12 protein-coding genes are annotated in these 12,644 nt (G+C 73.4%); 6 read left to right on the forward strand and 6 right to left on the reverse strand.

Annotation, left to right across the window (positions count from 1 at the left end):
- Positions 1–60 precede the first annotated feature (60 nt).
- The 5 genes from ABZ721_RS07400 (at position 61) to ABZ721_RS07420 (ending at position 5,646) form a co-directional block, all read left to right on the forward strand.
- Positions 61–816, forward strand: a complete 756-nt coding sequence (locus ABZ721_RS07400) for a TetR/AcrR family transcriptional regulator (protein ID WP_358787625.1) — start codon at positions 61–63, stop codon at positions 814–816.
- On the forward strand, positions 813–1,109 hold the full coding sequence (locus ABZ721_RS07405) for a hypothetical protein (RefSeq protein ID WP_358787626.1): 297 nt from the start codon (positions 813–815) through the stop codon (positions 1,107–1,109). Before ABZ721_RS07400 ends, ABZ721_RS07405 begins: the two co-directional genes overlap by 4 nt.
- A 210-nt stretch (positions 1,110–1,319) precedes the next feature.
- On the forward strand, positions 1,320–2,933 hold the full coding sequence (locus ABZ721_RS07410) for a glycosyl hydrolase family 18 protein (RefSeq protein ID WP_358787659.1): 1,614 nt from the start codon (positions 1,320–1,322) through the stop codon (positions 2,931–2,933).
- Positions 2,934–3,048: 115 nt separating this feature from the next.
- Entirely contained in the window at positions 3,049–4,353 is a 1,305-nt protein-coding gene (locus ABZ721_RS07415; RefSeq protein ID WP_358787627.1) for a PQQ-binding-like beta-propeller repeat protein, read from the forward strand.
- A gap of 174 nt (positions 4,354–4,527) precedes the next feature.
- Positions 4,528–5,646 carry a C40 family peptidase gene (locus ABZ721_RS07420; RefSeq protein ID WP_358787628.1) on the forward strand — a complete coding sequence of 373 codons (1,119 nt, stop codon included), beginning with the start codon at positions 4,528–4,530 and terminating at the stop codon, positions 5,644–5,646.
- A gap of 57 nt (positions 5,647–5,703) precedes the next feature.
- On the opposite strand, the gene ABZ721_RS07425 is transcribed toward ABZ721_RS07420, so the two are convergent.
- Genes ABZ721_RS07425 through ABZ721_RS07445 form a run of 5 tightly spaced genes read right to left on the reverse strand, consistent with a single transcriptional unit; the run spans position 5,704 to position 10,854 of the window.
- Entirely contained in the window at positions 5,704–6,960 is a 1,257-nt protein-coding gene (locus ABZ721_RS07425) for a styrene monooxygenase/indole monooxygenase family protein (protein ID WP_358787629.1), read from the reverse strand.
- 43 nt (positions 6,961–7,003) lie between these two features.
- Positions 7,004–7,612: an ATP/GTP-binding protein gene (locus ABZ721_RS07430; RefSeq protein WP_138350878.1), complete on the reverse strand. Its 609-nt coding sequence runs from the start codon at positions 7,610–7,612 to the stop codon at positions 7,004–7,006.
- The gene (locus tag ABZ721_RS07435; protein ID WP_358787630.1) at positions 7,593–7,988 is read right to left on the reverse strand and encodes a DUF742 domain-containing protein; all 396 of its coding nucleotides are present in this window, start codon (positions 7,986–7,988) and stop codon (positions 7,593–7,595) included. The genes ABZ721_RS07430 and ABZ721_RS07435 overlap by 20 nt, the downstream gene beginning before the upstream one ends.
- The gene (locus tag ABZ721_RS07440; protein ID WP_358787631.1) at positions 7,988–8,503 is read right to left on the reverse strand and encodes a roadblock/LC7 domain-containing protein; all 516 of its coding nucleotides are present in this window, start codon (positions 8,501–8,503) and stop codon (positions 7,988–7,990) included. Before ABZ721_RS07440 ends, ABZ721_RS07435 begins: the two co-directional genes overlap by 1 nt.
- Entirely contained in the window at positions 8,500–10,854 is a 2,355-nt protein-coding gene (locus ABZ721_RS07445) for a nitrate- and nitrite sensing domain-containing protein (RefSeq protein ID WP_358787632.1), read from the reverse strand. Before ABZ721_RS07445 ends, ABZ721_RS07440 begins: the two co-directional genes overlap by 4 nt.
- 368 nt (positions 10,855–11,222) lie before the next feature.
- Between ABZ721_RS07445 and ABZ721_RS07450 the strand changes: the two genes are divergently transcribed.
- Positions 11,223–11,993, forward strand: a complete 771-nt coding sequence (locus tag ABZ721_RS07450; protein ID WP_358787633.1) for a hypothetical protein — start codon at positions 11,223–11,225, stop codon at positions 11,991–11,993.
- A 217-nt stretch (positions 11,994–12,210) separates the two neighbouring features.
- Here the strand turns inward: ABZ721_RS07450 and ABZ721_RS07455 are convergent, their stop codons facing one another.
- Entirely contained in the window at positions 12,211–12,636 is a 426-nt protein-coding gene (locus tag ABZ721_RS07455; RefSeq protein ID WP_358787660.1) for a MarR family transcriptional regulator, read from the reverse strand.
- Positions 12,637–12,644: the final 8 nt, after the last annotated feature.

Consider the following 12,644-nt stretch of genomic DNA (forward strand, 5'->3'; position numbering starts at 1 on the left):
CGGCGCTCGCGCGCGATCGTCACCGGGCCCGCGCCCGGCCCCACCGGCTAGGCTGCGCCCATGAACGGCAGCGCGGCGCCCGCATACCGCCGACTCAGCGTCGAGCAACGCCGTACGCAGTTGCTCGCGGCGGCGGTGGACCTCTTCGGGCACCACCGCCCCGAGGACGTGTCGGTCGACGACGTCGCGGCCGCCGCCGGGGTGTCGCGGCCGCTGGTCTACCGCTACTTCCCCGGTGGCAAGCAGCAGCTGTACGAGGCCGCGATGAACAATGCCGCAGACGAGCTGATGAAGTGCTTCATCGAACCGTCCCAGGGGGCGCCGACGCAGCGGCTGGCGCACGCCCTGGACCGCTACCTCTCCTTCGTCGACGAGCACGACGCCGCCTACTCCGCGCTGCTGCGCGGCGGCAGCGTCGCGGAGACCAGCCGGACGGGCGCGATCGTCGACGGCGTGCGGCGCAGCGCGGCCGAGCAGGTGCTGCTGCACCTGGGGGCGCCCGACCCCGGCCCGCGGCTCGCGATGATGGTCCGCTCCTGGATCGCCTCCGTGGAGGCGGTGTCGCTGACGTGGCTGGACGAGGGCAAGCAGCCGCCGCTGCCGGAGCTGCGCGGCTGGCTCGTCGACCACCTCACCGGCCTGCTGATGATCACCGCGACCACCGACCTGGAGACCGCCGAGGTCGCCGCGGCGGCGCTGGCCCTGGAGACCCCGGACAGCCCGGCCGGCGAACTGGCCCAGCGGCTGGCCCCGATCGCCGAGGCCGTCGCGCATCTGCTCCCCGACCGCGACGGCCGTGGGATGCTGGGCGCGTGAGAAGCGAGAACACGGAGTTCGTCGGCGGCCCACTGGACGGGCGCCTGATGGGCGTCCTGGTGGGGGCGACCGGGCAGCCGCCGAAGGTGTACACCGTGCCGGTGCCGGACGCCGACGGGGGCAAGCCCGTGGTGCACGTGTACCACCGCGAGCCGAGCCCCGGCCCGCGCGCGGCCCGGCAGACCCGGTGGGTCTTCGTGTACGACCCCGAGGGGACCGTGCCGGAGACCCGGCTGAAGTGGCCGTGGTCGAGGAGCGTGCGGAACAAGGGGACGCGTCCGCCCGGGGATTGATGACATAACGGCAGATGACGGCCGCGTGGGGACGCGGCCTCCGGCGGGCGTCGCGCGGGTGTTGGTTCAGACCATTGACAGGATTGGTCCAGACCTGTTTGCTGCGCCATGTCAGGCGCGCCGCGTCGTGCGCACTCCTTGAAGCAGAAGGAGCATCCCCCCGTGCTCACATCCCCCTTCCGCGGCCGGTCGAGATCCGTCGTCGCCGGCGTGGCCACCCTCGCGTGTGCCGCCACCCTCGGCGGCCTCGTCGCCCTCGCCCCCTCCGCCTCCGCCGGCGAGTTCCTGGCCAACGGCGGCTTCGAGACCGGATCCCTGTCCGGCTGGACCTGCGACGCCTCCGCCAAGGCCGTCACCGGGCAGGCCAAGAGCGGCGGTTACGCCCTCGCCGGCACCCCCGGCGCGAGCGACACCGCCCAGTGCAAGCAGACGGTCACCGTCGCGCCGAACACCGCGTACACCTTCTCCGCGCAGGTCAAGGGCTCGTACGTGTACATCGGCGTGGACGGCGGCACCAGCACCTGGACGCCGGGCACCGGCGGCGCCTACCAGCAGCTGAGCGTCAACTTCACCACCGGCGCGAGCCAGACCAGCGCCACGGTCTACCTGCACGGCTGGTACGGCCAGCCCGTCTACTACGCCGACGACGCCTCGCTGAGCGGACCGGGCGGACCGACCAACCCGCCCACCACCCCGCCCACGACACCCTCGACGACGCCGCCCACCACCCCGCCGACGACGCCCCCCACGACGCCGCCGACCACTCCCCCGACCACGCCGCCCACCACCCCGCCGCCCTCCGGCGGGCTGCCCGCCCACGCACTGGTCGGCTACCTGCACGCCAGCTTCGCCAACGGCGCGGGCTACACGCGCATGGCCGACGTGCCCAGCACCTGGAACGTCATCGACCTGGCCTTCGGCGAGCCGACCTCCGTCACCTCGGGCGACATCCGCTTCAACCGCTGCCCGGCGACCGAGTGCGCCGGCGTCGAGACCGACGCCGAGTTCAAGGCCGCCATCCAGGCCAAGCAGGCCCAGGGCAAGAAGGTCGTCATCTCCATCGGCGGCCAGAACGGCCAGGTGCAGCTGACCACCGCGGCGGCCCGCGACACCTTCGTCTCCTCGGTGAGCGCGATCATCGACAAGTGGGGGCTCAACGGCCTCGACATCGACTTCGAGGGCCACTCGCTCTCCCTGAACACCGGCGACACCGACTTCAAGAACCCGACGACGCCGGTCGTGGTGAACCTGATCTCCGCACTGAAGACCCTCAAGGCCAAGTACGGCAGCGGCTTCGTGCTGACGATGGCCCCGGAGACCTTCTTCGTGCAGCTCGGCTACCAGTACTACGGCTCGGGCCCCTGGGGCGGCCAGGACCCGCGGGCGGGCGCCTACCTGCCGGTGATCTACGCGATGCGCGGCGACCTGACCCTGCTGCACGTCCAGGACTACAACTCGGGTTCGATCATGGGGCTGGACAACCAGTACCACTCGATGGGCGGCGCGGACTTCCACATCGCCATGACCGACATGCTGCTCACCGGCTTCCCGGTCGCGGGCAACACCGCCAACATGTTCCCGCCGCTGGCGCCCTCGCAGATCGCCATCGGCATGCCGGCGAGCACCAACGCGGGCAACGGCTACACCGCTCCCGGTGAGGTGAACAAGGCGCTGGACTGCCTCACCAAGAAGACCAACTGCGGCGGCTACACCACCCACGGCACCTGGCCCGCGCTGCGCGGCCTGATGACGTGGTCGGTGAACTGGGACAAGTTCGGCAACTGGGAGTTCTCCAACAACTTCCGGTCGTACTTCGGAAGCTGAGAACACCCGCGGGCACGACCGCACAACCGCGCACCGCCCCCGGCCGGGCTGGCTTCCGGCCGGGGGCGGTCGTACTCTCCCTCGACAGGTCCAGGCCAGAGGGGGGCACGCACACATGTCGGAACAGCCCGCCGGGATGTCGCGCCGGGCGCTGCTGACGGTGTCCTTCGGCGGGGCCGCGATGGCGAGCGCGGCCGGGATCGCCTGGCTCCGCGAGGGCCCCGGCAAGACCGGCCGGGCCACCGCGCCCGACCCCTCCCCCACGGCCCCGGCCCGCCGCACCAAGGGCCCCCGCCCTCCCGGCACCCCGCCGGCCCCGCTGTGGACGTACCGGGGCCCGGATCTGGTGGACGTCGCGCCGGTGGCGGTGAGCGACACCCTGCTCGTGCTCAAGGGGTACGACGGCCTGGTCGGCCTCGACCCGCGCACCGGCAGGCAGCTGTGGACCGCGGGCGGCTTCGAACCCGACGGCTCGCCGCTGCCCACCGGCGACGGCCTGCTCGCGGACGTGGCCTACACCGTCGGCGCCGCCGCCCCGCGCGCGGTCGACCCGGCGGCGAAGGGCCGGGTCCGCTGGACCCTGGAGCCCGCGGCCGGTCTGCGCTTCGCCCAGGACGCGCTGCTGGCCTCCGACGCCGGCACCCTGTACCTGACGGCGTCACAGGGCAGCCCGCTCGACGACGGCTACGCCGCCCTGGTGCTCGCCTACGACCTGAAGGACCGCCGCGAACGGTGGCGCGCGACCGCGGGGAACAGCCCCTCCGAGGCGCCGGCCGCGGTCCTTGCGGACGACCGGCTGCTGTACTGCGACGGCGCCGCCCTGACCGCGCTCGACCGGCGGACGGGCGAACAGCGGTGGACGCGCGCCCTGCCGGGCACCGGCAACGGCCGCCCGGCGGTCGCGGGCGGCCGCGCCTACGTGGCGGGCGGCGGGGTCACCGCGGTCGCCCTCGCCGACGGCACCGTCGCCTGGCGGCACACCCCCCGCGACCGGACGTACAGCGATCCGGCCGTCGCCGGCGGCGTCCTGTACGCCACCGGGGCCGCGGCGGGCGTGCTCGCCCTCGACGCCCGCACCGGCGCCCCGCTGTGGGAGAGCGGCCCCGCCGTCCCGCTGGGCACGCTGTGCGCACCGGTGGTGCACGGCGGGGTGCTGCACGCCCCCACCGCCGGCGGCCGACCGTGCGTCGCGGCGTTCGACGTCCGCACCCGCAAGGCGCTGTGGAGCTACCGGGTCCCCGGACCGGCGGGCGGGACCGGCGCCACCGGAAGCGGCGGAACCGGGAGTGGTGGAACCGGGAGCGGTGGATCGGAAACCGGAAGCGGAAGCGGAACCGCCGCGGGCATACGCCTCGTCACCCGGGGTAGCGTCCTGTTCGTTCAGAACGGCAACTCGGTGACGGCGCTGCCGATGGGCTGAGCAGGTGGCGGGGGTACCGCAGGGGTGACCGGATTGAGCGGAATCGCCTATTCCCACTGTCGAAGATATGACAACCCATGACAAGATCTTGACGCAGCAGGTGATCACCGCTGTGCGACCGGAAGTGAGGGGATGTCAGTGGCCCGACGGAACCGTGGGTGGATCCACCGAGCGGTGATATGCGGTGCGCTCCTCGCGGCCGCGGCACTCTCGCTCCCCGCCCAGCAGGCGGCCGCCGCGCCCCATGACCCCCCGTCACAGCCCCTGGTCCAGCTGCTGACCCAGCTCCAGACGCTGTACCTGCAGACCGAGCAGGCCACCGAGGCCTTCAACAAGGCCAAGGAGGCCGCGACCAAGCAGCAGGCCACGGCCACCCTGCTGGACAAGCAGCTGGCCGACCAGCGGGTCGCGGTCGCCGAGGCGCGCGACCAGATCGGGATGCTCGCCCGCCGGCAGTACCAGGACGGCGGGGTCTCGCCGTACCTCAACCTGCTGGTCGCCGACGAGCCGCAGGACCTCTTCTCGCAGAAGCACCTGCTGCAGCGGGCCGCGGGCAGCGAGGCCGAGCTCCTGGAGCAGCTGAAGGGCGGCGAGGCGCGGATCGCGGTGCTGAACGCCGGCGCCCAGGCCGCACTGGGCCAGGCGCAGCTGCTGCAGACGCAGCAGGGCGCCGCGAAGGCCCAGGTCGAGGAGCACCTCAAGCGCGTCGAGACGATCATCGCGGGACTGACGGGCGTTCAGCTCGACGAGCTGCAGAAGCTCGAGGAGCAGGGCATCAACCAGGCCCAGACCGACTTCCTGGACTCCAAGGCCCTCGGCACCGGCAGCCGGACGCCCTCCGAGGAGGGCAACCGCGCGGTCGGCTACGCGTTCCTGCAGCTCGGCAAGCCGTACATCTGGGGCGCCGAGGGACCGGGCTCGTACGACTGCTCGGGCCTCACCTCGCAGGCCTGGCTGCACGCCGGGAAGGCCATCCCGCGCACCAGCCAGGAGCAGTGGGCACAGCTGCCCAAGGTGCCGATGAGCCTGCTGCGCCCCGGCGACCTCGTCGTCTACTTCCCGGGCGCGACGCACGTCGCCATCTACATCGGCGACGGCCTCGTCATCCAGGCGCCGCGCCCCGGCGCCTACGTGAAGGTCTCGCCGATCGCCGCCAACCCGATCCTCGGGGCGGTCAGGCCGGACTCGGCCCAGGGGCCGATGAAGAACTACGTCCCGCCGGCGCTGCCGAAGGCGGACGCCGCGACGCCGATCGACGGCGGCGGCTCCGACCGGGGCAACAACGTCGGCTGACACCGGCACGCGAAGGGGCCGGGCCGCTCGCGGTACGAGCGGCCCGGCCCCTTCGCGTCAGGCGTCGGCCGGCTGCTGGGCCGCCCGGCCCACCTCGTCGAGGTAGGCCGCGGCCCGCTCCGGGTCGAAGAACCACTGCTCGTAGTCGGCCGGGTCGTTGAAGCCGTTGGCGAAGCGGTCGGCGACGGGCTGCAGCTCGCCCGCGGCGCCGATCAGCTGCAGCACGTGCTCGGGCGGCGGCGCGAGCATCGCGTTGGTCCACTTGGTGACGGGCTCGGCGATCCGCCAGTACCGGTCGAAGGCGGACCGCAGCCACGCCTCGTCGAAGGGCTGGTCGCCCCGCTCGACGATGCTCCGCAGGTAGGACGCGGCGCACTTGGCGGCGCTGTTCGAGCCCTGCCCGGTGATCGGGTCGTTGGCGACGACGACATCGGCGACGCCGAGGACGAGGCCGCCCGACGGCAGTTCCGCCACGCCCTGCCGGACGGTGGGCGCGTAGCGGCCGGCGAGGGTGCCGTTCGCGTCGGTGAGCTCCACCGAGCGGGCCCGGTCGTACTCCCACGGGGTGAACCGCCGCATCAGGTCCAGGGTGAGGCGCAGGTGTTCCTCGGGGTCCTTGACGCCCTGGAAGACGTCGAGGGGGCCGCCCGGGACGCCCTCCCAGAAGAGGATGTCGGCGGGGCCCGAGGTGGTGAGGGTCGGCATGACGAAGAGTTCGCCGACGCCCGGCACCAGGTTGCAGCGCACCGCCAGGAAGTCCGGGTGCTCGGGGCGCGGGCCCAGGCCGTGCACGTATGCGACCGCCAGGGCGCGCTGCGGGGCGTCGTAGGGCGATCGGGCGGCGTCGCGGCCGAACATCGAGACCAGCTCGCCCTTGCCCGCGGCGACCAGCACCAGGTCGTAGGCGCGCGAGAAGTAGTCGAGGTCGGAGACGGCGACGCCGTGGATCACGAGCTTGCCGCCGCGCTCCGCGAAGGTCTCCATCCAGCCGGCCATCTTCACCCGCTGGTCGACCGATTGCGCGAAGCCGTCCAGCCGGCCGACCCAGTCGATCGGGCGGGACGCGTCCGGGGCGGCGACCGAGACGCCCAGCCCCTCGATCCGCGGCGCCTGGTCTTCCCAGAAGTTGATGCCCAGCTCGCGCTCGTGCCCCAGCGCGGTGTCGAACATGCACTGGGTGGACATCACCCGGCCGTCACGTATCTCGTCGGCCGTGCGGTTGGACATGAGGGTCACTTCGTAACCGCGGCCCTGCAGACCCAGGGCCAGTTGGAGCCCGGCCTGACCGGCTCCGACGATGAGTATCTTGCGCATGATGAAGGTCCGGCTTTCGTCAAGAATTACGTGTTCACACCGCTCAGAGCGGCTGTTCCGCCAGGGCGTGGGCCACCAGCGCCATGAGCGCCTCCACCACCGAGTACCGCTTGCGGGCGTCGCAGATCAGGACGGGGATGTGCGGCGGCACGGCGAGCGCCTCGCGGACGTCCTGCTCGGTGTACTCCGGCGTGCCCTCGAACTGGTTGACGGCAACGGTGTACGGCAGCCCGCAGCCCTCGAAGTAGTCGAGCGCCGGGAAGCACTCGGCCAGCCGCCGGGTGTCGGCCAGCACGATCGCGCCGATCGCGCCGCGCACCAGGTCGTCCCACATGAACCAGAACCGCTGCTGGCCGGGCGTGCCGAAGACGTACAGCACCAGGTCCTGGTCCAGGGTGATGCGCCCGAAGTCCATCGCGACGGTGGTCGTCGTCTTGTCCGGGGTCGAGCCGAGGTCGTCCACGGACTCGCTGGCCCGCGTCATCACCGCCTCGGTGGTGAGGGGCGTGATCTCCGAGATCGAGCCGACGAAGGTCGTCTTGCCCACGCCGAATCCGCCCGCGACCACGATCTTGGTGGAGACCGGCGCGCGCCCGCGCTCCGTCTGCCACTCCTGCGTGCCGCCGGTCTCCTCAAAGCCTGCGAAGTCCACCGAGCACCCTTTCCAACAGCGCGCGATCAGGGCTGCCGGGCCCGTGCCCGGTTCCGTAGACGCGGATCCTTCCCTGATCAGCCAGGTCGCTGAGCAGTACGCGGACGACGCCGAGCGGCATCCGCAGCAGGGCCGAGATCTCGGCCACCGACCGCATTCTGCGGCACAACTCCACGATCGCGCGCATCTCCGGCATGACCCGTTCGGCCCAGCGGCCCGCGGCCAGCACGAAACCCGGTTCCGGGCCGTCGACGCTCGCCACGAACGTCTCGACGAAGAGCACATGGCCGAAACGGGTGCGACCGCCGGTCAGGGCGTACGGGCGGACCCGCGCGGTGCGGTGGTCGGCGCCGCGCTGGGGCAGGGACATGGACATCAGCGACCGCCCTCGCCCACGGCGCCGGCGGCTTCCCTGGACTGCCGCAACTCGTCGCGGAGCGCGGGGGTCAGGACGTGTCCGGCCCGGCCGACGAAGAGCGCCATGTGGTAGCCGACGACGCTCATGTCGCAGTCGGCGGCGGCGTGGACGCCGAGCAGCGATCCGTCGCTGATCGACATGACGAACAGGCTGCCCTCGTCCATGGCGACCGCGGTCTGCCGGACCCGGCCGCCGTCCATCAGGCGGGCCGCGCCGTCGGTCAGCGAGGCGAGGCCGGAGACGACCGTGGCCAGGTCCGCCCGGGCGTCCGCGGGACCGGCGGGCGACTGCTGCCCGCCGGGTTCCGCCGGCGCCTCCGGGTCCGCGCCGGAGGTGATCAGCAGCAGCCCGTCGGAGGAGACCACGGCGACCGAGTGGACGCCGGGCACCTCCTCGACGAAGTTGCTCAGCAACCACCGCAGGTTGCGGGCTTCATGGCTCAGGTCCTTCGTATCCGTACTCGCCGCGTTCAACGGCTCGCCTCCTCGATGGTTCCAGCTGCGCCCGTGCCCCCCGTTGGGCCTGCCTGCTCCGGGTCTGCCGCCCGGGTCTCCTCTTCCGCGTCCCGTCGTCCGTCCCGAAGTCCTCGTTGCAGTCCGCCGAACTTGCGCCGCAGCGCTTCCGCGTCCACCGGCCCGGTCCGCCCCTGGCGGCGGGCGGCCGGCTCGCCGGTCAGCCCGCTGCTGCGCGGCACGCGCTGCGGCAGGCCGGTCCCGGTGACGGTGTCCTCGGTGGCCGTGGTGCCCGCCGCGACTTCGCCCGCCGCCGCGTCGTCGGGCGCGCGCCGCGGGCGGGCGACGCCGCCCTCGGGCGGCTGCCCCGCCGGGTCGCGCTCCGGTCCCGCGTGCTCCACGGAGGCCTCCGGCGCGGGTCCCGCCGCGGTCGGAAGCGCTTCCGGAACGCCGGGCTCCGGCAGCGGCTCGCCCGCGATCGCGGCCTGGACCGGGTTGGCCGGGGCGTCGTCGGGGCGGGCGGCGGGCAGCAGCCGGCCCGGCAGGACGACGACGGCCGCGATGCCGCCCTGCTGCTGCTCGCGCAACTGCACGCGGATCCCGTGGCGGGCGGCGAGCCGGGCCACGACGTACAGCCCCATGCCGGTCGCGTTGCCGGGCGCGGCCGGCTCGGGGTCGGTGAGCAGCGCGTTCAGCTCGGCGAGCCGCTCCGGCGGGACGCCGATGCCCTGGTCCTCGACCGAGAGCATCACCTCGCCGTTCTCCAGCATCCAGCCGGCGAGCTGCACTTCGGAGTGCGGCGGTGAGAACGCGGTCGCGTTGTCGAGCAGTTCGGCGACCAGGTGGCTGGCGTCGTCGGCCGCGTGCCCCGCCAGCTGCCCGGTGGGCAGCGCCTGGATCCGCACCCGCTCGTACCGTTCGATCTCCGAGATCGCCGCGCGGGCCACGTCGACCAGCGGCACGGGCTTGGCGGCGGCGCCGTGGCTGTGCTCGGTGCCCGCGAGGACCAGTAGGTTCTCGCTGTTGCGGCGCATGCGGGTGGCGAGGTGGTCCAGCCGGAAGAGCGTCTCCAGCCGGTCCGGGTCCTGCTCGCGGTCCTCCAGCCCCTCGATCAGGGCGAGCTGGCGCTCCACCAGGCCGAGGGTGCGCAGCGAGAGGTTGACGTACGTGGTGTGCGCGCCGGTCCGGTCGCTGCCGTTCCCGGCGGGCACGGCGCGGGCCGCCTCCCGCTGCTGCAGCAGGCTGTCCCGTTCGGCCGCGAGCGCGTCGCGGACGGACAGCAGCGCGGTCCGCTCCGCGCCGAGTTCGAGGCCGCGGGCCTGGACCGCGCGCAGCTCGGTGATGAGCACGTTGATGCGGCGGGCGACCGTCGCGAACTCGTCGTCGCCGACGACGCGCGCCTCCTCGGAGCGGCCCGTGGCGAAGCGGTGCAGCGCGGCGAGCGGCCGGGTGAGCGAGCGGGCGGTGGAGACGAGGACGCCGACGGCGACCAGCAGGCACAGCGCGGCCAGCGCGACCCGCAGTTCGAGGGCGGTCACGGCGTCGTCCCGGCGCTCGGCCGCCGCGTCCGCCTCGGCGGTGGCGAGCGAGGACTCGACGCTGCGCATCAGGTCGATCCTGGCGGTGAGCGCGGCCTTGACCTCGGCGGTGCCCAGCGCCCGGTCGGAGCCGGTCAGCTGCGGCTGGTCGGTGAGCAGCCGCAGGTCGTTCTCGGCCGTGGCGACGTCCGCGCCGGTGACGGTCTGGCTGTACTGGTCGCGCAGTTCCTGCGGCGCGGTGGCGCGGAAGTCGGCCAGCGCGGCCCGTTCCTGCACCGCGACGGTCTGCGCCTCGGCGGCCAGCGTCCGCTGGGAGCCGGTGCCGGTGAGCGCGCTCACCAGGAGGCCGCGCTCGGTGGCGGCCAGCGCGGCGGCGCGGCTGAGGGGCGCGGTCACCGGGCCCCTGACGCGGCCCAGGGCGTCCAGCAGGGGCGTGTAGGCGGCGACGACGGCCTGTGGCGGGCCCGTGCCGGTCAGCACGTCCTGCCGGATCTGCGGGAGGGTCGCCAGCACTTCGCGCAGTTCGGTGGCGGTGTCCTCGTCGGCCGTCAGGCCCTGCGTCTGGCGGTCGACACGGTTGCGCTGCGACTCGGAGAGGCCGGGGGCGCCGGTGCCGGGGGCGGTGGAGCGGCCGCCGGCGACGAAGGCGGCCATGTCGTCGCGCTCGTCGGCGAGCGAGTGCGCCAGCGAGATGGCGCGGATGGCCGACTCGGCCGCCGTCACCTCGTCCTGCGCGTCGGACACGTCGCCCACGGCGACCGCCACTCCGGGCGCGGCCGCGGCCGGCACGAGGACGGCGCAGATCAGCAGGGCGGCCAGCAACCGGCTGCGCACCCGTCCTTGGGCCGTCGTCGGGGGGACCCCGCCGCGCGGTTCACGTCGTCTTCGCACCGGAGCTCGCAATCCCGTCTCGCCTGGTCAATGGGCCCGACCCTCTCAGCCCGTTGGAGACGGGGCCGCGCGTCCCCCTCCCCGACACCCGAACGAGTGAATCGCAAGCATGAGTTGACCGACAACCCCGGATCGGAACGTCTCAATCCGTGACCATCGGTCAGGTTTGGTGTCGCGGCCGACCCCTGGCAGGATGCCCGCCCGCACGCCATCCGCCCATGTCAGGCGGCCAGGAACGGGGATCGGCGGCGCCGCGGGGATGATCAGGTACGGACCAGGGGGTTCGAACGGGGCTCCGGCAGAATTGAGCCATGCGCATCGAGACCAGCACCGAACCCGGCACCTCCGACCACCCGAACGAGGACTTCCTCGCCGTGGCCCTGCCCGCTTCCGGGCAGGGTGGCGCGCTGGTCCTGCTGGACGGCGTCACACCGAGGCCCGGCAACGGCGACTGCGTCCACTCCGTGCCGTGGTTCGTGGCGCGCCTGGGTGGAGCCCTGCTCGAACTGTCCGTTTCGCGCTCGGAGATGACGCTCTCCGACTGTTTGGCGACCGCAATTAGCCGTACGGCGGACGCCCACCGCGACACCTGTGATCTTTATCACCAGCTGACGCCGCAGGCCACCGTGGTCACAGTCCGGTGGAATCAGGACAGCGTGGAGCATCTCGTGCTCTCCGACTCGGTGCTGCTCCTCGAAGCCCCCGACGGCAAGGTCACGCCGGTGCTGGACGACCGCATCGACCGGCTGGTGGCCGAGGGCCGCGCCGTCCCCGAGCTGCGCAACGCCGAGGGCGGCTTCTTCACCGCCGCGGCGGATCCGGCGGTGGTCTCCCGCGCGGTCACCGGCACCACCCCGCGCGAAGAGGTCCGCGCCCTCGCCGCGCTGACCGACGGGGCGAGCCGCCTCGTCGAGGTCTTCCGCACGGAGGACTGGGCCGGCACCTTCGCGCTGCTGCGCGCGGAGGGGCCGCAGACGCTGATCGAGCGGGTGCGCGCCGCGGAGTCCGCCGACCCCGCGGGCCGCGCCGTCCCGCGCGGCAAGCCCTTCGACGACGCGACGGCCGCCCTGGTGGAACTCTGAGGGGCCTCGGCCCGAGGGACCGCCGTACGGGATCCGGCCCGGCCTAGGTCGTGTCTTCACATCCTCGTCTGGTCGGCGGGGTCTGGCACGCACGCTCGCGGCGTTGTCGTCGGTCACCGATGCTCCGCATGGACTCCCTCCTCCGCCTTGCGATCGCACGCACCAGACCCCGCCGACCCCGCCCTCCGGGCGGACGACGCCGATATGAAGACACTCCCTAGTCGTCGGAATCCTGCAGTTCGTTCAGCCGTTGCAGCAGGCGCGCCAGTTCGCTGACCTCGCCGCGGTCCCAGGACGCCAGCCGGCGCAGGTAGCGGGAGCGCCGGGCGGCGCGCACGCGGGAGAAGCGCTCGCGGCCCTCGGCCGTCATCCGCATCAGGAAGGCGCGGCCGTCGGCGGGGTCCGGCTCGCGGGTGACCAGGCCCAGCACCTCCAGCGCGCGCAGCTGCCGGCTCATCGTGGCCTTGCCGACGCCGAAGTACGCGGCGAGGTCGGTGGCGCGCTCGGGCTCGCACTCCTGGAGCCGGACGAGCAGTCCGTACGCGGCGGGTTCCAGTTCCGGGTGCAGCTCGCGCGCCATCTCGCCGGAGGACGCGCGGGCCCGCCGGTAGAACACCGTCAGCTCGCGTTCCAGGGCTTCCATCTGCTCGT

Origin of the sequence: Streptomyces sp. NPDC006733 (assembly GCF_040636125.1) — a bacterium.
Taxonomy (GTDB): domain Bacteria; phylum Actinomycetota; class Actinomycetes; order Streptomycetales; family Streptomycetaceae; genus Actinacidiphila.